This window comes from Chitinibacter sp. SCUT-21 (genome assembly GCA_041874755.1).
Classification (GTDB): domain Bacteria; phylum Pseudomonadota; class Gammaproteobacteria; order Burkholderiales; family Chitinibacteraceae; genus Chitinibacter.
Genome location: CP102611.1, coordinates 562,140 through 588,018 on the forward strand (window position 1 = coordinate 562,140; position 25,879 = coordinate 588,018).

The following is a 25,879-nucleotide window of genomic DNA, read 5'->3' on the forward strand; positions in this document are numbered from 1 at the left end:
CGACCTGAAACACGTCAACACCCTAAAGCAACAAAAACCAATTTTAGATGATAAGTGGTTGTTTTCATTAATCCATCAATGTCAACAAAACTCATGCCTCTTGTAGAAACACAAAGCCCCCCCATTTAGGTTTTATGAACAACTTCAAGCGCCGCACTGCATATTGGCTTGCTTGACCTGCACTGGAGTCACCTTAATGCCCAAAGTACTTATGTACAGTACCGGCTACTGCCCTTATTGCGATCGCGCTGAGCGTCTCCTCACTCAACGAGGCGTAACCGTGATCGAAAAAATCCGTGTCGATCTAGACCCCGCTCAACGGGATATCATGATGGAGCGCACGCAGCGCCGTACCGTTCCACAAATATATATTGATGATTATCATGTAGGTGGTTTCGACGACTTGGCAGCGCTAGATCATGCTGGCAAATTAATGCCACTGTTAAATCCATAAGATACAACTGTCGTACCGCACAATCGCCGCGCCACGCCAAGATAGTCATTGATTGCAATTTTATGCGATGATTTGCGCGCAGTGGTTTGTATAGCCAAAGCAATACCTTTATATACCAACAATCGACTCACAAGGGATGGACCATGAGCGAAGAAAACCAAGTAGCACAAGAAGAACAAGCACAACCGGTTTTTGCCGTACAAAAACTGTACGTGACCGACATTTCGCTTGAGTCACCAAATGCGCCTAACTCATTCATGCAACAAGGCGAGCCAGAATTTAACATTCAATTTCGCAATCAAGCAAAAAGCTTTGACAATGGCTTCTTCGAAGCTAGCCTGACTGTGACTGCAGAGGCTAAAGCTGAAGATCGCACCGTATTTTTGGTAGAAATCACGCAAGCTGGCCTATTCCAAATTGAAAACGTGCCAGAATCTGAGCTTGATCCATTGCTCGGCATTGGCTGCCCAAGCATCTTGTTCCCATACTTGCGCGAAGCCGTGTCTGATTTGACGACGCGCGCGGGCTTCCCTCCGCTGATCTTGCAACCGATTAACTTCGAAGCCATCTATATTCAGCAACGTCAACAAGCTGCAGCACAACAAGCCAATGAGCAAACCACTCATTAATCACTTGTGTATCGCTACACTGCTAGCCAGCTTGGCTGGCAGTGTTTTTGCCATCGAATATTGCGCCACTACGCGCAATGATGTGATTTTGTACGACGCGCCTTCGGAAAAAAGCGACAAACGCTTTATTCTAAGCGCATTTATTCCGCATGAAATCTTAGCCGAACAAGGCACTTGGCTGCGCGTACGTGATCGCGATGGCACCCTAGCATGGCTGCCTAAAGCCGATTGCGGCCCAAAACGCTACGTGCAAGTGAATCGTCTGGCCGAAATTCGCAAAGAAGCCAATTCAAAATCACCCCTGCTCTTTAAAGCCGAACGCAATGTCGTAATCGAACTATTACAAGACACCCGCAGCGGCTGGCTCAAAATCAAACATCGCGATGGCGCCATTGGCTACATCCGCATCGAAGACGTCTGGGGCGCTTAAACCTAGATAGGAGAATTCTGTTGAAACTAGCCGTGTTAGGCGCAGGTGCTTGGGGCACCGCCTTGGCGATTCGATTCGCCGATCGTCAAGCTGTTACCCTGTGGTCACGCGAAGCAGATCAAGTCGCACAAATGCAGCAAGAACGCTGCAATGCCCGCTATCTACCCAACGCCCCCTTTCCCGAAACGCTATCTGTTAGCCATTCGATGGCCGAAGCGATTGCAGGCGCGGGACTTATTTTGATCGTCACCCCGATGTCGGGTTTACGCGGCACCTTAAAAGCACTGGCCGAACTGGGCAACACCGCCCCGGTACTATGGGCGTGCAAAGGCCTGGAAGCTGGCACGATGCTACTGCCACACCAAGTCGCTGAACAAGAAATGCCCGCCCACATCGCGCGTGGCATGCTCTCTGGCCCGAGCTTTGCACAAGAAGTCGCCAAAGGCCTACCCGCCGCCGTCACCATTGCCGCCAGCGACGCGGCCTTTGCGCAGCAAGTGGTGAATGATCTAAATACCAATATCCTGCGTCTCTATGCATCAGACGACATCATCGGCGTAGAAATCGGCGCGGCAGTCAAAAACGTCATGGCGATTGCCGCTGGCGTGGCGGATGGCCTCAACCTTGGCCTGAACGCCCGCGCTGCGCTGCTAACCCGTGGTCTGGCCGAAATGGCGCGTTTCTGTGTGGCTCTTGGTGGCAAACCGGAAACGATGATGGGCTTGGCAGGTATTGGCGATTTAATGCTAACCGCCACCGGCGACCTATCCCGCAATCGCCGCGTTGGCTTATTGCTGGCGCAAGGCTTAGATTTGGACGGCGTACTGAAAAACCTCGGCCACGTCGCCGAAGGCGTACCAACTGCGCGTGAAGTGCTACGCCAAGCCGAGGAGCTTGGTATTGAAATGCCAATCACCCGCTCGGTCTGCCAAGTGCTGTTTGAAAATGTCGCCGTTAGCGACATCATTACCGACCTAATGGGTCGCAGCCCGAAGATGGAAGCCGTGGTTTAAACGATAAAAAGCCGTCGCGAGACGGCTTTTTACATTCATTAGTCTGTTTTAATGCTGCAAAAGCCAGTAATCACCATCCTCGCCACTTCCCTCTCCCACAATTTGAAACTGGCACGACTGATAAAATACCAGCGCCCGCTCATTATTTTTTAGGCATTTCAATTGATGGTTTCGCTCTCCCCAACCAGGTAAAGCAGCAAGTAATTTAGTCCCAACGCCCCTACGCTGAGCGCGCGGAGCAATATACAAATGATGAATGAATGATTCAGGTTCAAACACAGCAATAAAGCCGAGCAGTTGCTTATCCATATCGCAGGCAAGCAAAATATGTTCGCCCGTGGTTTGACGATCAAAATCATCAAGCAGAAACTGGGGATTTGCTAAATGAGCAAACAAATGCTGTCTCGCCTCAAGAAACAATTGGCGCAAGGCTGGAAAGTCGGCGTACTGAGCTACACGGATTGAATCAATCATAAAGACATTGCCTTAGCCACACTTTAGCCAACCAAATGCCTATCAAATTGCACTACTTCGCGTGAAAGCGACATTGGCTTTTCTTGCATCGCAGTGATGCATCTTTTTTTAAGATACAAATCAGCCACACTCAGCCAAGCGGTACAAACCCGCTTTCCCATCTTGCACAACCTCCAATACCTGTCACGGGTATAAGCCAATAAGCATTTCTAATTAAAGACTCCAAGAAAATACCTAAGAGTTACATTGTGCATGAAAAATAGCAGCAAGGTCTTCGTTACAAATCTCATATCGTAATTTGATCGAGGATGCTTTTATGTGTGAAATATTGTTAGCTCTACCCGCAAATAATTGCACTATTCGATACCCATTAAAGCGTCTATTCTTTGGCGTCCCATTGGCTTTTTATTTGAAGAATTTGTGGCATAAGCTGAAAAAACACATCAAGCAAACGAGGCTCAAAATGAGCCGCTCGACCATGCTCTAAAGCCAGCATTACACGTTCTAATGGCCATGGTTCTTTGTAGGATCGCTTCATCATTAGAGCATCAAATACATCACAGATCGCAACAATTCGAGCCGACTCTGGTATTTGCTCACCGATTAAACCATCAGGATACCCACTTCCATCCCAGCGTTCATGATGCCGCAATGCAATTTCAGCGGCCAATTGAAAAATAGGTGCACTGCTTTGATTCAAAATACCAAAACCAATTGTAGTATGAGAGCGCATGATGACCCACTCGGCCTCGGTGAGTTTGCCTGGCTTTTTTAAAATCGAATCAGGGATGCCAATTTTGCCGGTGTCATGCATCGGTGCGGCTAATTCTAATAGTTCGGCCATTTCATTCGACCAACCAATTGCCAATGCTAAGGCTCTGGAATAAGCCGCCATACGCCAGATATGCAAGCCTGTATCGTTATCATTGTAATGCCCCGCTAAACCCAACATCATAATTGCATCGCGATAACTGCGTTCCAGCGTGCTAGCTTTCACCAAGGATAAATGAGTAGCAACACGGGCATGCACTATGGCTGGGCATACTGGTTTAGTTAAATAATCGACAGCACCGACACGGAAACCTTCTGACTCATTACCCACATCAGCTAATGAGGTAACAAATAGCACCGGAATATCTTTAAACGCCTCAAGGCGCTTTAGTGCCTCACAGACTTGGTAGCCGCTCATTTCAGGCATTTGTACGTCTAATAAAATCAAGGAAGGATGGTGTTTTGCGACGGCAAGCAAGGCCTCGGCACCGGAGTTAGCGAATACCAAGGTGTACTTGGATGACAAAATCTGATTGAGGGCAGCTAAATTTACCGGTTCGTCATCGACAATTAAAATTGGCCCGCATGACATTCTATTAAGCCTCAAAATGAGTCAGAATTGATTGCTTAATATGCTGCAAAGTCGCCTCGGCATGTCGAAAATCGAATTGCTCAATGTCCGCCTTTAACGCCTCCAGCTCTTTTTGATCGGTGTAATGCCCTAACTGAGAGAGCAAATCTTGAATACCATTCGGATTATCCTGATTCAACATTTTTTCTATAGTTGCTAATAACTGCAATAACTGAGCCCGACCCAGCGTAGGTGGTTTATTGAGCGGTGGCACTAGCACATCTGTCGCATAAGCGGCAATTGAGGCAAGCACAACTTGCAACTCATTTCCTAATGAAATCAGTTCAGCCTTCGCTGGCTCGTTGTTCATCAGATTTTCATTCACATTGCCAGCTAGCTGGGATAAACGGATTAAACCCAAGCTTGCTGCTGCCCCTTTAAATTTATGCACCATGGCACTTTTTTCTGCCAAAGGTAGGTTACTAATCTTGCTAATAAAGTCGGCATAATCACGGGCGAAACGGCGTAAATATTGCTGATAAACTGCTTCATCGGACCAGATTTGCAAACCTTGCACCAAATCAATCCCCGCATAATGAGCCGTATTGCCTACTCGCTGTTGTACTATGACTTGAGTTGCACCACCTTCAAGGTTAGGCACAAAGCTACGCCCAGTCAGGTCCATAATCATCCTAACTGTGCGATCAACATTAAATGGCTTGGTGATGACCGCATTCATGCCAGCAGCTAATGCTGCCTCACGTTGCGAGGTAAACGCACCCGCGGTTAAGGCAATAATGACGAGATGCTGGTGGCGCTCATGACGGCGAATTCGACTCGTTGCCTCTAAACCGTCCATATTGGGCATCTGTACATCCATCAGTACTGCATCAAAGTCTTGCTTCTCAAGACATTGCAAGGCTTCTAAACCGTCATTGGCCGTGGTAACTTCTGCCCCCTCGCCGCGAAATATTTGCGAAGCCAAATCGCGATTGATGTCACTATCATCGACGATTAATAACTGTAAGCCATGAAGTCGATCATGCTTTGAATTAGTTTGAGCTTCATTCGTTTTAATCCAACCCCGTTTTCTCATCGCCGAGGCAACCGCATCATAAAGGGTGGAGGCTGTAATCGGTTTTGGCAGTAAAACATCAGCCAGATGCGCATCGGGAGATTTGACGAGCATTTCGCGCGAGAAGGCGGTCACCATCACCACGATGGGGGTTTCCTGTTCTGGCAGTGACTGGCGCACCACCCTCGCCACCTCCAGCCCATCTTTATGCGGCATCTGCCAATCCAAAATTAATACATCGGGCAACCTACCAAGCACTTGCAAATCCATTGTACTTTGTATTGCATCATGCCCATCGCGCACAGCGGTAGTGCGCCAACCCAATTGCTCACTAGTATGTTTAATCGCTTCTAGAGCTAGCTCATTATCATCGGCCACCAGCACATTTAGATCGGCCAATTCAGGTGTGACATACGTTTCAGAATCTACTTTTTCAAATCGAGCGGTGAACCAAAACTCGCTACCATGTCCTTGCGCACTAAAGATTCCGATCTCCCCCCCCATCATTTGCACTAATTGACGAGAGATAGCCAAACCTAGACCCGTACCACCAAATTGCCGCGTAGTCGAAGTATCTGCCTGAGTAAAAGGCGCAAAAATACTCGTTTGCTTTTCCAACGGGATACCAATCCCCGTGTCCTGTACGGTAAAACGCAACAACAGTGACGTATCTTGTGCACTAATAATCCGCGTTGAGACCAAAACATGACCGCGCTCAGTGAACTTAATAGCATTACTAATCAAGTTAATCAGCACTTGCTCCAGCCGCAATGGATCGCCACTGAGTAATTTCAACTCGTCAGGCAATGGAGAAATAATGACCTCAATCGGCTTATTCCCAACGCTAGAACTCATTATGGTGGATAAATTATCCATCACCTCCTGCAAGCGAAACGTGACATTTTCCAGTTCCAGATGGCCTTGTTCGATCTTGGAAAAATCTAATATGTCGTTGATGATTCCCAATAATGTTCGGCCTGACTGGGATATTTTCCTGACTAAATCACGGGTATGCAGATCACTGGTCTGCTGCTCGGCTAAATAAGCTAAACCCAATACCGCATTCATCGGGCTGCGTATTTCGTGGCTCATATTGGCTAAAAATTCGGCTTTAGACCGACTCGCTTGGGTTGCGGCCTCTAATGCGGCATTCAGAGCATGCGTTCGCTCTTCCACCTGAGCTTCAAGCGTGGCATTAAGCATTAAAACATTGTTTTCGATCTCTTTTTGCCGTGTGATATCGCGAATTGTTTTCGAAGCCCCGATTACTTCGCCATATTCATTTCGGATTGGAGACACGGCGACCGAGGCATGCAAGAGCGTGCCATCTTTACGGCGACGAATCGTTTCGAAATGTGGGATAGATCGCCCCGCCGCTAAATAGCCCAGAATTTTGATTTCATCGTCCAACATATCTTCAGGGATGATCAAACTCACTAGCGTGCGGCCAATTGCCTCATGACGGGTATAGCCAAACATCACTTCAGCAGCATGATTCCAACTAATGACGGTGCCATCGAGCTTTTTGCCAATAATGGCATCGCTTGAGCTATCAACAATCGCCGCCAATTGTTCTTTATCCTTATGCGACAAAATGGCCTGTTGACGATTTTTTAATTGAGCGAACAACAGCGCAATGATCAGTGCTTCAAACGCAAAAATTGATAGCCCCACTTTCCAAGGCACATACTCGCGCAGTGAAGCGATAAATTGTGGCGTAGCTCGAAACTCATAACGCCATACACGACCATAAGTCGGCCGATCAATCGATAAGGAGATAATTGCCTTGGTGTTAGCCTGAAATTCAGCGGTTTGATACGCCACTTGCGGCGCATTTTGATTGCTAACATCGCTGATCTTAACGTGATAGTAATCGGTATTTTCATTAAGACCCGCGATGATTTCACTCATCAGCATGGGGATATAAACCCAGCCAACCGCAGCACCAGAGCGTTCTGTCTCATCGGCAGGCCCCAGTGCATCTCGAAAAATGGGCAATAAGAACAGAAAACCCTCCTGTTTACGCCCTGCTTTTTGCACCAAGGTGATGGGTGCGGTTAAGGTTACCGCATCAGTTTTCTCTGCGGTTAATGCTGCCTGCGCACGATTTTCTTCGGATGCAATATCCAATCCAATGGCCTGGCGATTGAGTGATTCCGGCTCAATGTATTGAATAACAAACAAATCCCCTGCATGCGGAATAAATTGACGTATTTGAAAGCTAGGAAGCCCATCGGCACGTGCGGCGTTAAGAAAAGACTCTAGTTCGGTGGCCGGCACCCGCCGAATAAAACCAAAGCCTTTCGCGCCAGGAAACTCATTCGGTAAATCTCGGCTGGCTACATAATTGCGAAAGCGCTGGCGGTTCAGAGAATCAAAGCCCACTGCGGCGATGGCAGCCCGCGTGCCGCTAAGCCCCTGGGTATACAACCTGAGCCGCAGATTGACACTATTGACTACTTTTTCAGCCAATTTATTAAGCTCAGCCTCGCGCTCCGCCAAGTTGGAGCGATGCAATCCGTATGCAAATAAAAAGGCAAACAGAGCGGCGAACAGCAAGGCAAAACATAGCTTAGCCCTGTTGCTTACCCGCGGAATACTTAAGCCCATCCCCGACCATCCTTGCTAGCAGATTAGGCAACCCCCTAATTTTGCCAATTTAGGTCACAAGAAGTCAGAGTCAATCAATTACTATGTTTTTCAGACGAAAAGAAATCAATGTAAGAAGTAGGGTTTTAGAGAGTAACCGGAACAAACCACGAGTGCCCCGCTTGATGAATTTCGCATACCTCACACTGGTATAACTCACTAAGGATTTCTGTAGTTAACACCGACTCCAATACCCCACTCCTCCACTGCCCATCCCCAAATAATAACAAGGCATGGGTAGCAAACTGAGCAGCATGATTCGGATCGTGACTCACCATCACAACACTCCGATCAGCAGCGCGTTCTTGACGGAGCACAGCCAAAGCTTGTTGCTGATGCCGCAGATCGAGTTGTGATAGCGGCTCGTCCAGCAGCATTAGCGGTGCTTGTTGTGTTAGTGCGGTAGCGAGCGCAACGCGGCGGCGCTCGCCACCGGATAGGCTGGCTAGATCGCGCTTATCAAAACCACGTAAATCCAGCCGCGCTAATTGCTCGCGCGCTAACGCCAAATCTTGCTCGCCTTCCCATTCCCAACGTGATAAATGCGGGTGACGGCCGGTGAGCGTTTTTTCAAGCACCGTCAATGGAAACGGGCATTCGTCGTGCTGCGTTTGCCACGCCATTTGTTTGGCGCGCTCAGCGGGTTGGACGTCGGACAAGTGCTGGCCGTTCAGTAGAATTTGTCCGTGCAGCGGCTTAAACCAGCCGGCCAGAGCCGAAAGCAAGGTGCTTTTGCCACAGCCGTTCTCACCAAGCACGATCCACGCTTCGCCCGCGTTAATTTCAAAACTTAAATCGTCGATCAACAGCCGCTCGCCTTGCTTCAGGCTGAGGTTTTTGACTTGTAATAAGCTCATAGTCGACCTCGGCGCGAGAGCAAATACAGAAACACTGGCACGCCGAGCAAGGCCATAACCACGCCGACTGGCAATTGCTGCGGCGCAATCAGTGTGCGCGCCAGAATATCAGCCAGCAGCAGCACGATGCCGCCCGCCAGTGCGGCAGCTGGTAAGAGTAGGCGCAAATCCTGCCCAATCATCAGTCGCAAAGCATGCGGCACGATCAGGCCGACAAAACCAATCATTCCTGCCGTCGTCACCGCCAACGCGCAAGCCAGAGCGGCGGCAAAGTATAAAATCCAGCGCAGGGTATTATGGTTTAATCCCAATGAATACGCAGATTCTGAGCTCATACCCATAATGTTCAACTCCCGCGCTAAGGGCCACAGCAGCACCAGCAACACCGCCAACAGTGCTAAAGCACTTTGCCAGTGCGCACCCGCCAAATCGCCCATTAGCCAGAAAATCATGCCGCGCAGCAAACCATCGGGCGCCATGCTCAGCAGCAAAGACGACAGCGCGCCGCAAAACGCCGCCAGCGCCACGCCAGTCAGCAGCAGCCGCGTTTGCGTTGAGGAATGATCGCTGCCCGCCAGCAAAAATACGATGATGATGCTTAGCAACGCACCGCTACCCGCCGCTAGATTGACGCCTAAAGTACCCACCCCGAGTAATAGCGCCAACAGCGCGCCCACACTGGCCCCGCCAGAAGTACCCAAGATGTAGGGATCGGCCAAGGGGTTGCGCAGCAGCACTTGCTGCAGCGTACCCGCCAGCGCCAGCAAGCCGCCGACGGCAATCGCCGCCAGCGTACGCGGCAGGCGCAATTCCAGCACCACATCGCGCGCCAGCGCCGCCTCATCGCCGCTAGACCATAACTGCCACGGGCGGTAATTGGTCGAGCCAAAACACAGGCTCGCTGCGACGGCAATCGCCAATAGCAAGAGCAGCAAGGCCATCGTCGCCAGCACTTTGCGCGGCGTTAAACGCGCCGCTGAATAGCCACGGCTCATTTACGCGCCTGCTCCAGCGCTTCGCACATCGCCTTGCCACCTTGCACCAAGCGCGGCCCCATGCGATTTACGCTGTCTTTGGGCAAAATATAAAACTGATTATTTTGCGTGGCTTTCAGGTTTTTCCATTTTTTCCACGGCGCCAGCCAGTCGGTTTTCATGCCCGGCTCGCCGCTGGTCATAATCACATCGGGGTTCGCCGCCAGCACAGCCTCCACATCAACTTTGGGCGTTAAATCGCTTTGCGTGCCAAACACATTCACGCCGCCGCAGATGCGCATCACATCGGAAATAATCTGCGTGTTATTAATCGTCATCAGCGGCCTATCCCAAATCTGGTAGAACACGCGCACCGGTTTGCGGCCAGCGTAGGTTTTCTCCAGCAGCGCGAGCTGATCGCGGTATTGCTTGGCCGCTTTGCCCGCGCCCGCTTGCAGCGCCGTCATTTCACCCATGCGCTCGAGCACCGTGGGAACGTCAGCCATTTTTTTCGAAAAGGTTAAAAACACAGGAAAACCCAGCGCCTTGATTTGGTCGAGCTGGCGCTCGGGGTTGCCCGTCGCCCAGCCGATGATCAAATCGGGTTTCAGCGCGCGGATGCGCTCCAGATCAAAGCCGTTGTAGCCGCCGATGCGCTCGATCTGATTGGCTTCAGGCGGGTAATCGCTGTAGTTCACCGCGCCGACGATCAGCTTGCCCGCGCCAATGGCGAACAAGTCTTCAGTGACATGCGGCGCCAAGCTGATAATGCGCTTGGCCGGTTGCGCCAAAGTGATCGTGTTGCCGACGTCGTCTTTGACGGTGATCGCGGCATTTGCCGTCACGCTGGCGAGCAGCAGACCGGCGGTTAAAACATGGCACAACTTCATACTGCAACTCCAAACAAGGCAGCGCTAGCCACCGGATTACTCATCAACCACGCGTGAATATACGATGCCCGTATATACCCATGCTCGTATAATGCTTCACCACTAGATCCCAAGCGACATGGCGAGCCATACCCTATGGGGGTGATTTCAGTGCTTAAGGTTGAATAATGAAAAGTGTGGCCGCGAATTTCACCTGCCGCGTCTGTGGTCAGATTAAAACTTTGCGAGCCCAAAGCGGCCAAGCGTTGTTGCATCGTCGCCTGTGCAGGCAGCAAGCCCCACATTGCTTTAACACTGCCATCAAGCAAAGTCAGCGATTCACACAGCGCGAGCATCCCGCCGCATTCGGCCCAGATTGGCTTCTTTGCCGCCAAATGCGCGGCTAAATCGGCGCGAATTGTTGGATGCGCAGCCAAGGTATCAGCGTGCAATTCAGGGTAGCCGCCGGGCAAATAAATCGCATCGCACTCGGGCAAGGCTTCGTGCGCGATTGGTGAGAAGAATTTTAATTCTGCCCCCAGCAATTCCAAGCAACGCAAATTGGCCGGGTAAATAAAACAAAACGCTGCGTCGCGCGCGATGGCGATACGTTTGCCGGCCAGCAAAGGCTCAACTTCTGGCGCAACAGGCGCAGCCATTTCAATCGGTTTAGCTAATTGAGCAATGGGCTGGCCCGCCAGCGCGTCTGCGACCGCGTCGAGCTTGGCGGCGAGATCGGGAATTTCTTCGGGAAGCGCCAAGCCTAAATGACGTTCTGGCAAAGGTTCAACTCGACCGACCCAGCCCATCCAAACGGAACGCGATCCCGCTACTGCGCCATTCGCTGGCGGCGTCAAATCCTCGCTCAAACCTCGCTGTACGTCTTGTACTATCTCGCTTTTCGCTGCGGATTTTTCTTGCCCGCAAACGGCTCGCAACGCGGCCTCGCGTTCCTTGCTCAGAGGTTGTATAGACTCTTGCAGCATCTGCGCATGGCGCTCGCCCGCCACTTTATTAGCCAGCACGCCATAAAACGGCAAATCGGTGCGGTAATGCGCCAGACCAAACGCCAGCGCGCCAAAAGTTTGCGCCATTGCGCCCGCGTCGATCACCGCCAGCACCGGCAAGCCAAACTTTACAGCCAGATCAGCCGTACTCGGCTCGCCATCAAACAGCCCCATCACCGATTCGATCAGCACTACGTCGTAATCACGCGCAGCCTCGGCGAGCATCTGACGGCACAGGTCTTCGCCGACCAACCATAAATCCAGATTATCCACTGGCGAGCCGCTGGCAAAACCGAGCAATAGCGGGTCGAGAAAATCTGGCCCGCATTTAAACACCTTAACGCGCTTGCCTTGGCGGCGATACAGCCATGCTAAACCTGCGGTGATGGTGGTTTTGCCAGAGCCCGATGATGGCGCGGCGATCAGTAGAATATGGGCGCTACTTTGATTTTGTTGCGACATTTATTGTCCAAGTTTAGCCAGCGTGGCTGGCGCAATCAGTTTATGCATCGGGCCAACGAACAGCATATACACCCGCCCTAGCCAATTGTGTTGATGAACAACTGTTGTGATGGCAATTGCGCGCCGCTCAGCGGTAGCGATGCGTTGCACTGCCAGCTGCACGCGTAGATGCTTATCGACATCGCTCAGCACCAGCTCGTTCTGAGCAATCGATACAATCGTAAAAATCCCGAGCCGCTCGCCAACCTGATAGTCGGCGAGTGGTTTTTGCTGCTCCAAATTTCCCAAAGCACCTAAATCCTTCAGCCCTAGCAACTTCACCACCCGATTGCGCAAACTCATCATCGCATTCACCCAAGCTGGCGTTTGCTGCACCATCTGCACAAAGGCCGCCAAGGCCGAGTCAGGCAAAGGATTGACCGCCACCCAGTGCGAATCGGCAAAGTCGGCGTTATGGTAAGTGGCACAGATGACACTATCTAGCGGTAAAGCTTGCTCTGGCATCACACACTCCTAGTTATGAATCACATACTGACCACGAAACTTAACCGCCACGCCCTGCTGCGTAATGATCTCGACCGCAAGCTCAATCCGCCCGCGCCCTTTGCGCTTAAATAGTTTTAGGCAGCGGTCAAAATCGGCATCGCTGACCAATTCGCAGCGCGCCTTAATCGTTTCAACCACTGGCAACAAATATTCAATCTGCGCATCCTGAATCACGATATGCGCGTGCAGTCCTGCGGCGTGTAAGCGCGCAAACACCATGCTCCAACCCGTCAACACCGCTACCGCATACAAGCTGCCACCAAAGGCAGTGCATTTGTGGTTGATGTTCGGAGCGAGCGGCGCGGCGAGCTCGATGAGTTGTGGGCTGGCGCTGGTGACGACAATGCCGATTTCGCGCGTGAGCGGGATTTCTTCGTAAAGCGTTTTTTCTAACAGGCTTTTCAATTCAGACATTCACGACCAACCATCAAAAAATGCATCAAAAACGAGATTGAGTCATAGCGAGCGCCCGTCAACGCTGCGCGGCCGGAACGCAGAAACCGGAATGTACTTGCAGTACATGAGGATTTCGAGTACCGCCCGAGCTGCGATCACGGGATGCGCAGCATGACTCAAGCCGTTTTTACCACTCAAGGCCTTTTTGGGCTCTAATCCCTGCCGTATACGCATGCTTTTCATCATTCAATTCAGTAATCGTATCGGCAATCTCGCGCAATTCAGGCACTGCGGCGCGGCCGGTAACGACGACGTGTTGCATTTCTGGGCGCGATTCGATGTCGCGAATCACGGTGGCTTTATCCAAATAGCCGTACGATAGGCAATACGTTAGCTCGTCGAGCACGACCACGTCGTAGCTGTCGTCGTTTAGCATTTTGGCGGCCAGCGCCCATGCTTCTTCTGATTTGGCTTTGTCCGCTTCGAAGTTTTGCGTTTCCCACGTAAACCCGTCTCCCATCACGTGCCAGTCGCAGTGTTTACCGAGCAGCGCTTCTTCGCCGGTGTCGGTGCGGTTTTTAATAAATTGCACCACGCCTACTTTCATTCCGTGGCCGATGCTGCGCGCGACCATGCCAAAGGCCGACGATGATTTACCTTTGCCGTTACCAGTCAGCAAAATCATGATGCCGGTGTCGATATTGGCCTCGGCAATGTGGGCGTCGATAATCGCTTTTTTACGCGCCATGCGCGCGGCGTGGCGCTCGTTACGGGTTTGCTGTGTCATTTTGCGATGTTCCGAATATAAGATTGAATCAACGGCAAGCCGCGTTTGATCGCGGTAATGCCGGGCACCAGCAAATCTTCGCTGGCGATGTCAAAAACTTGCTGCGTTTGTACGGCAGGAATACTGTGCCAGCCGTCGCGTGCTTTCACTACCGTGGTGTTAAAGGTTTGTCCGCACCAGCTACCTAAAATCAAATCGGGCGCGGCGGCGATGACCTGCTCTGGCTTTACAGTGCGATCTGCTGCGCGGACGGCGTGCGAAGTATCGCTAAACACGTCAACACCACCGGCAATATCGATAATTTCTGATACCCAGCGGATGCCAGTGTACAGCGGCGTATGCCATTCTTCGAAATACACTTTCGGGCGCACTGGGTAAGTGGCGGCGATAAAACGCGCGTTATCGATTTCGCTTTGTAGTTCGCTAATCACTTGCTCGGCGCGCTCGCTGCAATCGAGCAAAAGCCCCAAGGTGCGGATCATATTAAAAATGCCAGCAATCGATTTTTGATTGAAGAAATATACTTCCAAGCCCGCTTGTATGCATTCTTTAACGATTTCGCCCTGCAGGCTGGAGTAGGCCAAAATCAAATCAGGCTTGGTCGCGATGATTTTGTCGCTTTTGGCCGTTGAAAAGCCAGAAATAATCGGGTGCTTTTTGGTCACCCCTGCAGGGTGGCGTGCAAAGGCGGTAATCCCGACAATGCGATGCTCTTGCCCCAAGGCATACAGTACTTCCACTGTTTCACTGCTTAAACACGCGATACGCTGCGGGCCTTTCATCGGCATAATTCCTTCATTAAATATTCACTTCACTGGCCGCTTTACGCAGCCGTGCTTCAAATTCAGTCCGTTGATCGATTGCTACAGCGCCAAAGCGAATGGCGTCGATGCCAATATCATGGGTATTAAACGGGCGGCTATATATTCTGTTGCACGCCAATGCATACCCCCACTGATCGATTTCGGTCACTGGGCAGAACTGCATCAAGGGATGGCTGGCGCTCGGTGGCAAACCGACATCGCTCAATAAAGAGTTCAACCATGTTTGATCTGCGCGTAGGCGCTTGCGTTGCTGCGCTTGCCACGCAGTATCGGCCAGTGCAATTTCCGCCGCCCAGAGCGCGGGACCAGACACACCCCACGGGCCTAAATGCGTGGCGAGTGTTTGCAACAAGGCGGGCTGCGCAAACACACAGCCCAAGCGCAGGCCTGCTAAGCCAAAAAACTTTCCGATTGAGCGCAGCACAATCAACCCTTCGCGCTCAGCCGCGTCGCAGCACAAGCTTGGTACGGCATCGCTCACCGCGTCGATAAATGCTTCATCAACAATCAGCCAACCACCGCGCTCGGCGAGCTGACTGTGCAGTGAGAGCAATTGTTCCCGCGACCAAACTCGGCAATCTGGATTATTCGGGTTCACCAGCACCAGTACATCCAGATGCTGGGCCGCGTATTCCACTTCCTCTGGGTTGAGGGCAATCACCGTGTGCCCAGCCAATTGCCAGCGCCATGCGTGTTCGGCGTACGAGGCGCGCAATACGCCGACTTTGCCGATTTTACGTAATTGCGGTAAGGCGCAAATCGCCGCTTGCGAACCCGCTACCGGCAGAAAACTGCGACTGCCGTAATAGCTGGCAACGACCTGGTTAAACGCTGGGCTTGGGTGCGGCAAGCGTTGCACCACTTCGGGCGGCATTGCAGGCAAAGGGTAGGAATACGGCGCAATGCCGGTTGAGCAATCGATCCAATCGGCAAGCGTGCCGCCAAAATTGGCCATTAAAGTTTGCAAATTACCGCCGTGGCGTGGTGCGCTATTCATCTCTTTACCCTTTAAATGCAGCACGCGAGCAATAAAATCACCGCGCTGGAAAACGCCCACAATACCAGCGTTTCTTTAACCAGACTTAAACTACGCACAATATCTGCCGCTTCAGGCTCAGGGCCAAAGCCTAGCCAAATTCTTTGCTCGACGCGGCCGTGGTAAATCGCATTGCCGCCCAAAGTAATGCCTAAAGCGCCCGCGCCTGCAGCCATCACCGGGCCGGCGTTTGGGCTATCCCAATGCCGCGCCTGTTCGCGCCATGCGCAATGAGCCAGCCGCGTCTCTCCGAGCAGTGCGTACGAAAATGCCGTGAGCCGAGCAGGAATAAAATTGAGCACATCATCGAGCCGCGCAGCGACGCGGCCAAAATAAATAAAACGCGGCGTGCGATAGCCCCACATCGCGTCCAGCGTATTGGCCAGCCGATGCACAATCGCGCCCGCGCCGCCGAAAACTAAAAACCAAAATAGCGTCGAGAAAATCGCGTCCGCGCCATTTTCTAAATTTGATTCGATTGCACCCTTGGCAATCGCGGTTTCATCCAATTGCGAGCAATCGCGGCTCACAATCATACTCAGCGCCCTGCGTGCGCCAGCCAAATCGCCCTGCACCAAAGGCAAAGCAATCGCCTCGACATGGCTAAACAGGCTGCGAGCGCCCAGCGCAAACCACAGCGCAGTACCATGCAGCATGCCCAGCGCAATCGTTTGCACGCTAGGCTGTTGAGCGAATGTCGTGTTTGCAATATAAGTAATCAGCAGAAATACCAGCAGCGGTATTGAGATCAAAGCCAATACAGAAAAGCCACCCAGAGCAATACCCCACGACCCTGCTTTTCGATTAAATCGCTTTTCAAAAAACTTCACCCCAAGGCCGAAACCGACCAAGGGGTGAAAGCGACGCGGCTCCCCCACCAGCGCCTCCAGCACCAGCCCGAAGGCCAGTGCCAGTAGCAATTGAAGTGGCGAAGCCAAGCCCATTACTTCGGCGCCCAACGCACGCTGAGCATGCCGTTCAGGCCAACAGTGCTGTAGTCGTAGACTTGCGTGTAGTCTTTATCGAAGACATTGTTGACGCGCGCAGACACGGCCCAATCTTTGGCGACTTGATATTCAGCAACCAAGTTGGTCAGCGCATAACCTGCCAGCGTTACACGGCCAGCGCCCCACACGTCGTCATAACGCTCGCCTTGCGCTTGCACTTCAGCACGCAAACGCCATTGATTGCTGCTCAAGCCTGCGTAGACCACGCCTGCATTTTTCGCGCGTAACTCAAGCTGACGATCATTTTTCTGATCAAGCGCGTCGAGGTAATCGTAGCTAAAGCCCGCTTCTAGTCCATCTTTGGCCCAATCAGCGGTCAAAGTCAGACCAGAAAGGCGCACTTTCTCGACGTTTTTAACGGTATTGCGATCGTTCAAAATAAAGTCTTTCACTTCATTGCGGAACAAAGTCGCGCCCAATTTCAATTGGTTGGTTTGGTAACGCGCAAACACTTCACCGCCTTCAGATTCTTGCGGCTTCAGGTTTGGATTACCCCAGTTGGGCCAATACAGTTGGTTAAACGTCGGCGCTTGGTAACCGGTGCCGTAGCTTGCGCCCAGTTGGAAGGCATCGCTCGCTTGCCACGAACCGCCCAAAGTACCCGTTGTTTGACGATCAAATTGCGAATTATCGTCGCTACGTAAATTGGCTTGCAGCGTGAAGTCGCCCAAGTTTGCTAAATAACCACCGAGCAAGCTGTTGATGCGACGGTGATCAACCGTGTAGTTGCCGCCAGTTTTAGACACGTCTTGCGCCAAGGTTTCCAAGCCTAAGGTCAGCAGGCCTGGGCCTACTTTGACGTCATTTTGCCAAGACAGTTGGTTTTGGCGCGTTTTAATGCGCGTTTCTTCTAAAGCTGGCGTTTTAGCTGGTGCGTAGCTATAGCTATCGTCAACACTGCTACCCGCTTGGATTTTGCTCGTCCAGTTGCTGGTGAACTGGTTTTTGCTCCAAACTGTTGCGCTACCGTTGGTGCCTTCATCACGGTAATCGTAGTATTTAGTCGCGTACGCGCCGTCGTAGTGGTTTTCTACTTTCGCAATCAGCAAGCTCGCGCCGATTTCGTTGGCGGCATTAAATTGGTGGCTAAAATTCGCTGACACGCTATTGTTTTCGTAGCCATCATCATCGCTGTTGAATTTTTGGTACTTCGGCAAGACCAAAGCGCTGACGCCGTCAGTTTTGCTGTGCGCTAGGCCAATTGAGTAACGGGTTTGCTCGTTACCACCTGCCAAGCTTGCGCTCGCTTCCACGCTATCTTGCGTGCCATAGCCGATTTCAATACTTGGGGTCGCACCTTTACCACCGCGCTTAGTGAAAATCTGAATCACGCCACCAATTGCATCGGCGCCATACAAACTAGCTGCTGGGCCGCGCAAAATTTCAATGCGATCCACTTGTGCTAATGGAATGTGCTGCAATGCGGCTTGACCGGTCGTTGCCGAGCCATAACGCACGCCGTCGATCAGCACTACGGTTTGGTTTGAGTTGGCGCCACGAATAAACACGCCGCCCGATTTACCTTGGCCGCCATTGCTGGTAATTTGCACGCCCGGTTGGCGCGCTAATAATTCTGGTAGGCTGGTATTGCCTTGTGTTGCAATCTCTTTTTGCGTCAACACAGTCACATCACCGACCACTTCACGGGCAGGCTGGGCAACGCGGGCTGCGGTTACGACAACCTCATCCAGTTGCGTAACATCAGCGTGCGCCATAGTGGCAATAGCAGAAAGACAGGTTAGGTATAGCTTAGAAAAACGCGGTTTCATTCAAGTCTCCAGCAATACACCCTCAGTGTATTGCGTCAATAAAGCGGCAGGAGACTTCAAAAGAGAAAGGGAAACAGTAGGCGCATCGCAGGATGGCCAGATTCTGTCGCCACGGTCACCCTGCCGTACGGAACTGCTTGCCGCGCCAGTGCGCGCAAGCCAGCAAGGCCGGTCTCCGGACTGATCAGTAGCTTTCGCTGATCGTTCACCTTCCCATTTGGCTTATCCAAACAGTGGTTGCGTTTTACACGCCAGAACGACTTTGACTGATTTACCGTTGCAGGGGCAGTACAGGCTTACTAGTAGCAAACCAAAAAATTCCATGCCGCTGCGCCTCGCCGTACAAGTTGTACAGCTCTTCGGCTTGCATGAACTCTTTTGTCTAGCTACTAACCTGTTTCCCGTTTAAAGATGACACGCATTTTGCGATCACCTCACCATTGCTGCGCGCATTGTAACGTGAAATTTTATTACGTACCTGTCTGGAATATGACAAACAGAAGACAACTTACCTGCCAACACCTTAGTTTTTAACTATTAGCTAGATAGAAAAATACAATCTCCACTATCCATTGCACCGTGCATGGCGCAAGAATATGATCCAGATCAAATTTCACAAATTACTGAAAATTCAAAACATACATGAACCTCACTCCATTAATTCAATCTTTCGTACTGCACTTTGGCGAAATGGGTAGCCATTGGGGCATTAATCGCACCGTTGGCCAAATGTATGCGTTGCTGTTTGTCAGCGAAAAGCCGCTCAACGCCGACGAAATGGCCGAAGCGCTGGGCTTTTCACGCTCGAACATTTCGATGGGGCTCAAAGAGCTGGTGTCGTGGCGGCTGGTGAAGTTGCAGCATTTGCCCGGCGATCGGCGCGAATACTATTCAACGCCAGAGGACGTTTGGGTGATTTTTCAAACGTTGGCCGAAGAGCGCAAAAAGCGCGAAGTTGACCCAACGCTCACCATGCTGCGTGGTGCGCTGCTCGAAACGCCGAGCAACGACGCGGACAAACACGCGCAAGCGCGCATGGCGCAAATGCACGATTTAATCGATTTAACCACCAGCTGGTTTAGCGATATTCAGCGCCTTGACGTCGAAACATTGCAAAAATTGATGAAACTGGGCGCACAAGTGCAAAAGTTTTTAGAGCTCAAGCAAAAACTGCCGGCGTTTTTGGGCGGTGCTGAGTCCAACCCCGATAAGGAATAATCATGGCCGATGCCCTCCTCGACCCCGTCGTACTGGCGCGGATTCAATTCGCCGCCAATATCACCTTCCATATTCTGTTCCCGACGATCAGCATCGCGCTGGGCTGGGTGCTGCTGTTTTTCAAGCTGCGTTTTAATAAAACCGGCGACGCCAAATGGATGGAGGCGTACGGCTTTTGGGTCAAGATTTTTGCGCTAACCTTTGCGATGGGCGTCGTGTCGGGCATCACGATGAGTTTTCAGTTCGGCACCAACTGGCCCGGCTATATGCAGGCAGTCGGCAATATTGCCGGGCCGCTGCTGGCGTATGAAGTCCTGACCGCGTTTTTCTTGGAAGCGACCTTCCTGGGCATTATGTTGTTCGGCCAGAAAAAGGTCAGCAACCGTATGCATACGGTCGCGACGATCTTGGTTGCTGGCGGTACGACCTTATCTGCATTCTGGATTTTGGTGCTCAATTCGTGGATGCAAACGCCGGCTGGCTTTGAAATGATCAACGGCCAAGCGCATGTGACCGATTGGCTGACGGTGATTTTCAACCCGTCGATGCCGTATCGCCTCACCCATATGCTATTGGCGTCGGGCTTAACGGTGTCGTTCTTGATCGCAGGTGTTTCGGCGTATCGCTACCTAAAAGGCCAAACAACCGCCAGTGTACAAGCCACGCTAAAAACCGGCGTCATCCTTGCCGCGGCGCTGATTCCGCTGCAAATCTTGGTGGGTGATATGCATGGGCTCAATACCTTTAAGCATCAACCGGCCAAAATCGCCGCGATTGAAGGCGTGTGGCATACCGAGCGTGGCGCACCGCTGATGCTGTTTGCAATTCCGAACAGCGAAACCCGCAGCAACGATTACGCAATTGGCATTCCTAAATTGGCCAGCTTGATCTTAACGCACGAACTCAACGGCGAAATTAAAGGCCTGAACGAGTTTGCCGAGCATCCACCGGTGGGCAAAGTGTTTTGGTCATTCCGTATTATGGCTGGTGTGGGTATATTGATGCTGCTCGCTAGCTGGTTAGCCGTGTGGCAAATACACCGCCATGGTATACCAAAGGCGAGTGTGAGCAGATTATTGGTCGCGATGACGTTTAGCGGCTGGGTGGCAACCGTGGCGGGTTGGTACGTCACCGAAATCGGCCGCCAGCCGTGGCTGGTGCAAGGCGTGTTAAAAACAGCCGACGCGGTGTCGAAAGTGCCGAGCGGCATGGTGCTGAGCACCTTGCTCATGTATCTGGCGCTGTATGCCCTCTTGCTCGCCTCGTATATCTCGGTGGTGTTTTATCTGGCGCGCAAACCAGCGCATTAATCAAGGCGCTGCCGTGTTGGCGCAAACGGCGTAGACACGGCTGCCTGATAAGTAATCGAACAAAAGTTTTCCCGCAAGGCACCGAGCCGCAGACAGTACAGCTAGTACGGCAAGGCGAGGTAACGATGCGGGTAACTTTTGGCTTACTTTACAAAAAGGACAATGTAATGGCTAACTTCGATTGGGCATATTGGCTGCCTGTAATCTTTGCCGCCCTGATGGTGATTTCCATGTTTGCCTACGTCATCCTCGATGGGTATGACTTGGGAGTTGGTATCTTGCTTGAGCTAGAGCAAGATACCCAGCAGAAAGATAAAATGATTGCCTCAATCGGCCCGTTTTGGGACGCGAATGAAACTTGGCTGGTGCTTGGCGTTGGCCTACTGCTGGTCGCCTTCCCGATGGCGCATGGCATTATTTTAACGGCGCTGTATTTGCCGGTGGCGATCATGTTGCTGGGCCTGATTTTGCGCGGCGTGGCGTTTGATTTTCGCGTCAAAGCGCAAGCGCATCATCAACCGCTGTGGAATCGGCTGTTTTTTGTCGGCTCATTGCTGGCCACCGTGTCGCAAGGCGTGATGCTCGGTCGTTACCTGACCGGCTTTGCACCGGGCTGGGGCGCTTGGGGCTTTGCACTGTTGGTCGGCCTAAGCATGGTCGCGGCGTATGCGCTGATTGGCGCGAGCTGGCTAATCATGAAAACCAGCGGCGCACTGCAACAACGCGCCGTGCGCTGGGCGCAACGCAGCGTGTGGTTCGCCGCGCTCGCCGCGCTGCTGGTCTCGATCGCCACGCCGTGGGTTAGCCCGCGCGTGTTCGATTTGTGGTTTTCGCTGCCGAACGTGTTCCTACTCGCACCAGTGCCGATCATGACCGCCGCGCTATTTGGCGTAATTGCTTATTCGCTACCCAAACTCGCCCAACGTCAGCGCAATGGCAACGATAATTTCTGCTGGCTACCCTTCGCCGCCACGGTCGGCATCGTGTTGCTGTCATTCTTTGGCTTGGTCTACAGCATCTTCCCGCACTTGGTGATTGACCAACTCACCATTTGGCAAGCCGCCAGCAGCACCGACTCCTTAATGATTATGTTCGTCGGCGCCACCTTTGTACTGCCGACCATCATCGGCTACACGATTTATTCGTATCGAGTGTTCTGGGGCAAGGCGGGAGAATTATCGTACCAATAAGTAGCAAAAAGGCGGTCCTACGAGCCTTATGCCTTTCACTTAAGCCGTTCGTGGTGAGTTAGTCGAGCCATGAATGGAGTGCATAACAGACAAAATGGCCGTTTACCCTTAGCCAAGCTCAAGGCGAACGGCCATTTTTTTGCTTAAGTGAACGGCATTAGCTCTGAGAGCCGCCTTTTTATTTGCTGGCCTGCTGAGTCGCGGGTTTGAGCTTGCTAAAATCAATTTCGTTACGGCAATTAAATACGCCGCTGGTCCAGTTACCCGCACTGAGCCATTGCTGGCTAAATGAATGCAGCATTTGCGGATTGTACTCGGCCAAATCTGGTGTTTTTGCCATCAATTTTTGATTGAGCAGCCAATGATTTGCCAGCATTTTGGCGTGCTGCATTGGATTTTGTGGCAAATCCTTGATCATTTTTACAATACGATCACGAATCGCGTTGACTTCGTCGGCGCTTGGCGGTTCATTGACGATGCGGGCCAACTCCTTCTCGACAATGGTAGCGGTTGCAGTGCATTGCGCCTGATCATTTTGGAATAACACATTAATTAACGCGCCTTGCGACTCACCAAATATCGTCCAAGCATGCACACCATAGGTTTCACCAGCCACTTCGCGCAAAGCGTGCATTAAACGCATGCGGATTAATTCAGCCAATGCTTCGGTCAACACAGCGCTTTCAGTCGACGGGGGCACCTTAACGGCCACTTGCATCATCCGCATCGCGCCTTTCAAATTGTCGAGGCGCGGTTCGGTAATGGCACTAGGCGTGATATGCGCTAATTTGGGCAGGGTTACGGTTTGCGTGGGCTTGGTCGGTAAGCTAGCGATATAACGCTCGATCAATGGCTCGTGATAAGCGCTGTCATTGGGAACGCCTGTAATAACAAAGCGAAACTCTGCGGGGTTAGCCAGCCACTGCTCGCGTACTGCATCAAGCTGTTTCAAATTGGCTTCGGTATTTTCTTTGCGCCAGAATTGATTGGCTGGCCAGTTATCGCCATAGCGGCGATTATTTAACTCTTCAACAATCGAATTACCATTTGCCATCGAGTATTGCATTACCAACTCGCCACTGATTTTGCTTTCTGCCTCATCTTGCCTGCGGGATGTGAATGCCAAATATTGCAACTGGAGCAGAGTCTCGAATTGAATGCGTGGTCCATTACCCAGCCAGCCAAAATAATCAACGTCTACTAAGGGCATAATACTGGCGGGATTTTGCGTCAAATATTGATTAATTTGGTTATAAGTTAGCTCACCCAAGCCTGCGCGAACCAAATATTGATTTGAGGCGCGTGCCGCAGGCCAAAGTTTTCGTTCTAATGCCAACATGCCTCCTCTAGCCAGAGCGGCAAAACCGACATTGGGCTGATCATTCGGCACGGTCAACACTTGAATGCCATTACTTAAGGTCAGTAATTGCCCACCCGTTGCAGCATCGTTTTCGCGATGAACAATTTTGCCTGGTTCGGGTAGCTTAGCCATTAATGGTTTAATACTGGTATTACTTTGTTCGGCTAATTTTTCCTGCTGCACTTCACTAACCATGCTTTTGACCGAATGCTCACTCAACAGGCTGAATGAACTCAGCTGCTTGGGTAAGAGCATGTATGAAAGCTGATTCTTATTACTCAATAACTCTAGAATGAGTTGTTGATAATCTGCGGGTTTGCTTTGATCTTTTAATCGTTTATGCACATATGATGTGGACTCTGTTCCCCAAACCGGAACTCCGTAGCGGATATGCTGAACTATTTTATCGGCCCATTGTGCGTTGTTATATCCAATCGCTGCATTTGCCAGAATCACCGTACTTGCTGTATTGATTTCTTGTTCCGTAAAACCATAGCGTCTCGCCCGCTCTAATTCGCGATAAACCTCCCGCAAAGCATCTTGAATCTTGTTTTTTTTGACGACAGCTTCGAAACTTAACTCGCTTTGTCGTGCTGGCAGCAGGTTATTTCCATTGGAATAGATACCGAGGGTTTGCATTAAAGCGCTATCAGTTTTTTGTGACTGAATAGCCAAACGCTGTTGAATCAATTGCGCCAGCACTTGCAATTGATGAACACGCAAAGCTGAAGCGGCAGTATCAATGCTCGCCGCGGGCAGCAGCCAAGTCCAGCGAACAACCGGCTCAGCCAACCCCTCTAGATTACGATGACTAAATAAGCGCAGCCCTTGATCGCTTTTGGGCACGGGATAAAAACGCTCGGCTGTGCCGGCTTTTACGCTGGCAAACAACGATTTAATTTTCGCTTCGACATGGTCAGCATCAATATCGCCAACGATCATCACTGCCATCCGCTGTGCTTGATATTCGCGCTGATAAAACGCCCGTAGCTGCTCTGCTTTGACTTGATCAATGACTTTAGCTGAGCCAATCGCTAGTCGCTGTGGGTACAGGCTAGCTGGATACATTTTTTCCATCAAATCAGCATAAAAATCAGATCTAACCGAGCTTTGACGAGCTTCATCAAGCACTACATTTTTTTCTGCCGCTAATTCACTGGGGTCAATCTCAATTTTGCCACCAGCCCAATCGGCAATAAGCTGAACGGCTTTTTCGGCATTGGTATTTGCTACCGATAATTTGTAGATCGTAGATTCGTGTGATGTGAATGCATTGGTATCGTGACCTAAGCGCATTCCCTCACTTTCGATAAAGGCTTTCACTTGGCCTTGGCCAAAATTTTGGGTGCGGCGAAACGCCATGTGTTCTAGCAAATGAGCCAAACCTCGCTCATTTTCAGCTTCACTCATACTGCCGACATTCACCAGCAATTGCACTTCGACTTTGCCAGCATGTTGTTGGTTTGGCAGAATGAAATAGCGCAAGCCATTTGCTAATTGCCCGTGTCGAATGGCAGGATCAATGATGGGGGGAAGTTCTATCGTATTGGCGTAGCTAAGTGCACTAAAAGAGCAAGATGCGACCAGGGCGAGGCGAAGCAGATATTTCACAAGACAATCCATATACTTACAATTTGCAACAATGATACGCAGAGCCTATGTAATCGTCCAACAATGAATGACGCTGGTATGATGGGGTTTTCCCTAGCCTGTATGTCTTATGGATCGCGATATCACGCTTAATATTGCTCAGCAACACCCCGATATGCGGGTCAGATTTTTGTTATCAAAAATCCTTAAACATCAAATTTATTCGGAACGAAAAAGCCGCCGACTCAAACGAACGACTTATATTCTGAAGTTCTCAATGCTGGCTCTCGCGGCTGTCTCAACCGTGGTGCTGGGCTTAGACAGCGCAATGTTGATACCACACGCGAAAAATATTGCGCTGATTTTGGGCGCCATCATGACTTTGCTGGGCGGCATTGCCAGTTTTTTAAATATTGAAGAATATTGGATGCGCAATAACGCGATTCATTTACGCCTGAAATCGCTGCGCGATCGCTTGGTTTATCTCACCGCTGATTTGCAGCAGATTGAAGAGCAAGCTTTGCATGCCTTGATTAATGATTACCAAGCGATTACCGAGAGCAATATCAATTATTGGCATGAAGCGATTGCGGAAAGGAATGCAGCCTAAG

23 protein-coding genes and 1 riboswitch are annotated in these 25,879 nt (G+C 51.1%); of the genes, 8 read left to right on the top strand and 15 right to left on the bottom strand.

Going from position 1 to position 25,879, the window contains the following annotated elements; all coding sequences use genetic code 11:
• Positions 1 to 196 precede the first annotated feature (196 nt).
• The 4 genes from grxC (at position 197) to NT239_02615 (ending at position 2,526) form a co-directional block, all read left to right on the top strand.
• Positions 197 to 454 (top strand): glutaredoxin 3, encoded by a 258-nt coding sequence (gene grxC, locus NT239_02600; protein ID XGA71748.1) that lies wholly within the window; start codon positions 197 to 199, stop codon positions 452 to 454.
• A 143-nt stretch (positions 455 to 597) separates the two neighbouring features.
• Positions 598 to 1,083, top strand: a complete 486-nt coding sequence (secB, locus tag NT239_02605; GenBank protein XGA71749.1) for a protein-export chaperone SecB — start codon at positions 598 to 600, stop codon at positions 1,081 to 1,083.
• A complete protein-coding gene (locus tag NT239_02610) occupies positions 1,064 to 1,513 on the top strand; it encodes an SH3 domain-containing protein (GenBank protein ID XGA71750.1) in 450 nt (149 codons plus the stop codon). The genes secB and NT239_02610 overlap by 20 nt, the downstream gene beginning before the upstream one ends.
• A 20-nt stretch (positions 1,514 to 1,533) precedes the next feature.
• Positions 1,534 to 2,526: an NAD(P)-dependent glycerol-3-phosphate dehydrogenase gene (locus tag NT239_02615; GenBank protein ID XGA71751.1), complete on the top strand. Its 993-nt coding sequence runs from the start codon at positions 1,534 to 1,536 to the stop codon at positions 2,524 to 2,526.
• A gap of 48 nt (positions 2,527 to 2,574) precedes the next feature.
• Here NT239_02615 and NT239_02620 read toward each other — a convergent pair whose 3' ends face one another.
• The 14 genes from NT239_02620 to NT239_02685 form a co-directional block, all read right to left on the bottom strand.
• The gene (locus NT239_02620) at positions 2,575 to 2,922 is read right to left on the bottom strand and encodes a GNAT family N-acetyltransferase (protein ID XGA71752.1); all 348 of its coding nucleotides are present in this window, start codon (positions 2,920 to 2,922) and stop codon (positions 2,575 to 2,577) included.
• A gap of 457 nt (positions 2,923 to 3,379) precedes the next feature.
• Positions 3,380 to 4,363, bottom strand: a complete 984-nt coding sequence (locus tag NT239_02625) for a response regulator (GenBank protein XGA71753.1) — start codon at positions 4,361 to 4,363, stop codon at positions 3,380 to 3,382.
• 4 nt (positions 4,364 to 4,367) lie between these two features.
• The gene (locus NT239_02630; protein XGA71754.1) at positions 4,368 to 7,934 is read right to left on the bottom strand and encodes a CHASE domain-containing protein; all 3,567 of its coding nucleotides are present in this window, start codon (positions 7,932 to 7,934) and stop codon (positions 4,368 to 4,370) included.
• 218 nt (positions 7,935 to 8,152) lie between these two features.
• Complete coding sequence (locus tag NT239_02635; protein ID XGA71755.1) at positions 8,153 to 8,923, bottom strand: ABC transporter ATP-binding protein; 771 nt, start codon at positions 8,921 to 8,923, stop codon at positions 8,153 to 8,155.
• The gene (locus tag NT239_02640; protein ID XGA71756.1) at positions 8,920 to 9,918 is read right to left on the bottom strand and encodes an iron ABC transporter permease; all 999 of its coding nucleotides are present in this window, start codon (positions 9,916 to 9,918) and stop codon (positions 8,920 to 8,922) included. The genes NT239_02635 and NT239_02640 overlap by 4 nt, the downstream gene beginning before the upstream one ends.
• On the bottom strand, positions 9,915 to 10,787 hold the full coding sequence (locus NT239_02645) for a cobalamin-binding protein (GenBank protein ID XGA71757.1): 873 nt from the start codon (positions 10,785 to 10,787) through the stop codon (positions 9,915 to 9,917). Before NT239_02645 ends, NT239_02640 begins: the two co-directional genes overlap by 4 nt.
• Entirely contained in the window at positions 10,784 to 12,235 is a 1,452-nt protein-coding gene (locus NT239_02650; GenBank protein ID XGA71758.1) for a cobyrinate a,c-diamide synthase, read from the bottom strand. Before NT239_02650 ends, NT239_02645 begins: the two co-directional genes overlap by 4 nt.
• Positions 12,236 to 12,739, bottom strand: coding sequence for a DUF2867 domain-containing protein (locus NT239_02655; protein ID XGA71759.1), 504 nt, complete (start codon positions 12,737 to 12,739; stop codon positions 12,236 to 12,238).
• A gap of 9 nt (positions 12,740 to 12,748) precedes the next feature.
• A complete protein-coding gene (locus NT239_02660; protein ID XGA71760.1) occupies positions 12,749 to 13,195 on the bottom strand; it encodes a thioesterase domain-containing protein in 447 nt (148 codons plus the stop codon).
• Between the two features lie 169 nt (positions 13,196 to 13,364).
• Positions 13,365 to 13,964, bottom strand: coding sequence for a cob(I)yrinic acid a,c-diamide adenosyltransferase (gene cobO / locus NT239_02665; GenBank protein ID XGA71761.1), 600 nt, complete (start codon positions 13,962 to 13,964; stop codon positions 13,365 to 13,367).
• Positions 13,961 to 14,746: a cobalamin-binding protein gene (locus NT239_02670; GenBank protein ID XGA71762.1), complete on the bottom strand. Its 786-nt coding sequence runs from the start codon at positions 14,744 to 14,746 to the stop codon at positions 13,961 to 13,963. Before NT239_02670 ends, cobO begins: the two co-directional genes overlap by 4 nt.
• Positions 14,747 to 14,762: 16 nt before the next feature.
• A complete protein-coding gene (cobD, locus tag NT239_02675; GenBank protein ID XGA71763.1) occupies positions 14,763 to 15,785 on the bottom strand; it encodes a threonine-phosphate decarboxylase CobD in 1,023 nt (340 codons plus the stop codon).
• 11 nt (positions 15,786 to 15,796) lie between these two features.
• Entirely contained in the window at positions 15,797 to 16,768 is a 972-nt protein-coding gene (cbiB, locus tag NT239_02680) for an adenosylcobinamide-phosphate synthase CbiB (GenBank protein XGA71764.1), read from the bottom strand.
• Positions 16,768 to 18,600, bottom strand: a complete 1,833-nt coding sequence (locus NT239_02685) for a TonB-dependent receptor (protein XGA71765.1) — start codon at positions 18,598 to 18,600, stop codon at positions 16,768 to 16,770. The genes cbiB and NT239_02685 overlap by 1 nt, the downstream gene beginning before the upstream one ends.
• A 148-nt stretch (positions 18,601 to 18,748) precedes the next feature.
• Positions 18,749 to 19,057, bottom strand: a riboswitch (cobalamin riboswitch).
• Positions 19,058 to 19,242: 185 nt separating this feature from the next.
• Between NT239_02685 and NT239_02690 the strand changes: the two genes are divergently transcribed.
• The 3 genes from NT239_02690 (at position 19,243) to NT239_02700 (ending at position 22,318) form a co-directional block, all read left to right on the top strand.
• Positions 19,243 to 19,818, top strand: a complete 576-nt coding sequence (locus tag NT239_02690; protein ID XGA71766.1) for a GbsR/MarR family transcriptional regulator — start codon at positions 19,243 to 19,245, stop codon at positions 19,816 to 19,818.
• A 2-nt stretch (positions 19,819 to 19,820) separates the two neighbouring features.
• The gene (locus NT239_02695; GenBank protein XGA71767.1) at positions 19,821 to 21,128 is read left to right on the top strand and encodes a cytochrome ubiquinol oxidase subunit I; all 1,308 of its coding nucleotides are present in this window, start codon (positions 19,821 to 19,823) and stop codon (positions 21,126 to 21,128) included.
• A gap of 167 nt (positions 21,129 to 21,295) precedes the next feature.
• Complete coding sequence (locus NT239_02700; GenBank protein ID XGA71768.1) at positions 21,296 to 22,318, top strand: cytochrome d ubiquinol oxidase subunit II; 1,023 nt, start codon at positions 21,296 to 21,298, stop codon at positions 22,316 to 22,318.
• A 178-nt stretch (positions 22,319 to 22,496) separates the two neighbouring features.
• Here NT239_02700 and NT239_02705 read toward each other — a convergent pair whose 3' ends face one another.
• Positions 22,497 to 25,289, bottom strand: coding sequence for an insulinase family protein (locus tag NT239_02705; protein XGA71769.1), 2,793 nt, complete (start codon positions 25,287 to 25,289; stop codon positions 22,497 to 22,499).
• Positions 25,290 to 25,443: 154 nt separating this feature from the next.
• Between NT239_02705 and NT239_02710 the strand changes: the two genes are divergently transcribed.
• Positions 25,444 to 25,878, top strand: a complete 435-nt coding sequence (locus tag NT239_02710) for a DUF4231 domain-containing protein (GenBank protein ID XGA72758.1) — start codon at positions 25,444 to 25,446, stop codon at positions 25,876 to 25,878.
• The last annotated feature ends 1 nt before the right edge of the window (position 25,879 follow it).

What these genes read in the sequence shown, in the direction of transcription:
- NT239_02690 (XGA71766.1), top strand. Translation starts at nt 19,243, where the DNA reads ATGAACCTCACTCCATTAATTCAATCTTTCGTACTGCACTTTGGCGAA.
- NT239_02650 (XGA71758.1), bottom strand. Translation starts at nt 12,235, where the DNA reads ATGTCGCAACAAAATCAAAGTAGCGCCCATATTCTACTGATCGCCGCG.
- NT239_02710 (XGA72758.1), top strand. Translation starts at nt 25,444, where the DNA reads ATGCGGGTCAGATTTTTGTTATCAAAAATCCTTAAACATCAAATTTAT.
- grxC (XGA71748.1), top strand. Translation starts at nt 197, where the DNA reads ATGCCCAAAGTACTTATGTACAGTACCGGCTACTGCCCTTATTGCGAT.
- NT239_02695 (XGA71767.1), top strand. Translation starts at nt 19,821, where the DNA reads ATGGCCGATGCCCTCCTCGACCCCGTCGTACTGGCGCGGATTCAATTC.
- NT239_02610 (XGA71750.1), top strand. Translation starts at nt 1,064, where the DNA reads ATGAGCAAACCACTCATTAATCACTTGTGTATCGCTACACTGCTAGCC.
- NT239_02685 (XGA71765.1), bottom strand. Translation starts at nt 18,600, where the DNA reads ATGAAACCGCGTTTTTCTAAGCTATACCTAACCTGTCTTTCTGCTATT.
- NT239_02640 (XGA71756.1), bottom strand. Translation starts at nt 9,918, where the DNA reads ATGAGCCGTGGCTATTCAGCGGCGCGTTTAACGCCGCGCAAAGTGCTG.
- cobD (XGA71763.1), bottom strand. Translation starts at nt 15,785, where the DNA reads ATGAATAGCGCACCACGCCACGGCGGTAATTTGCAAACTTTAATGGCC.
- NT239_02660 (XGA71760.1), bottom strand. Translation starts at nt 13,195, where the DNA reads ATGTCTGAATTGAAAAGCCTGTTAGAAAAAACGCTTTACGAAGAAATC.
- NT239_02625 (XGA71753.1), bottom strand. Translation starts at nt 4,363, where the DNA reads ATGTCATGCGGGCCAATTTTAATTGTCGATGACGAACCGGTAAATTTA.
- secB (XGA71749.1), top strand. Translation starts at nt 598, where the DNA reads ATGAGCGAAGAAAACCAAGTAGCACAAGAAGAACAAGCACAACCGGTT.
- NT239_02645 (XGA71757.1), bottom strand. Translation starts at nt 10,787, where the DNA reads ATGAAGTTGTGCCATGTTTTAACCGCCGGTCTGCTGCTCGCCAGCGTG.
- cbiB (XGA71764.1), bottom strand. Translation starts at nt 16,768, where the DNA reads ATGGGCTTGGCTTCGCCACTTCAATTGCTACTGGCACTGGCCTTCGGG.
- cobO (XGA71761.1), bottom strand. Translation starts at nt 13,964, where the DNA reads ATGACACAGCAAACCCGTAACGAGCGCCACGCCGCGCGCATGGCGCGT.
- NT239_02670 (XGA71762.1), bottom strand. Translation starts at nt 14,746, where the DNA reads ATGAAAGGCCCGCAGCGTATCGCGTGTTTAAGCAGTGAAACAGTGGAA.
- NT239_02700 (XGA71768.1), top strand. Translation starts at nt 21,296, where the DNA reads ATGGCTAACTTCGATTGGGCATATTGGCTGCCTGTAATCTTTGCCGCC.
- NT239_02655 (XGA71759.1), bottom strand. Translation starts at nt 12,739, where the DNA reads ATGCCAGAGCAAGCTTTACCGCTAGATAGTGTCATCTGTGCCACTTAC.
- NT239_02635 (XGA71755.1), bottom strand. Translation starts at nt 8,923, where the DNA reads ATGAGCTTATTACAAGTCAAAAACCTCAGCCTGAAGCAAGGCGAGCGG.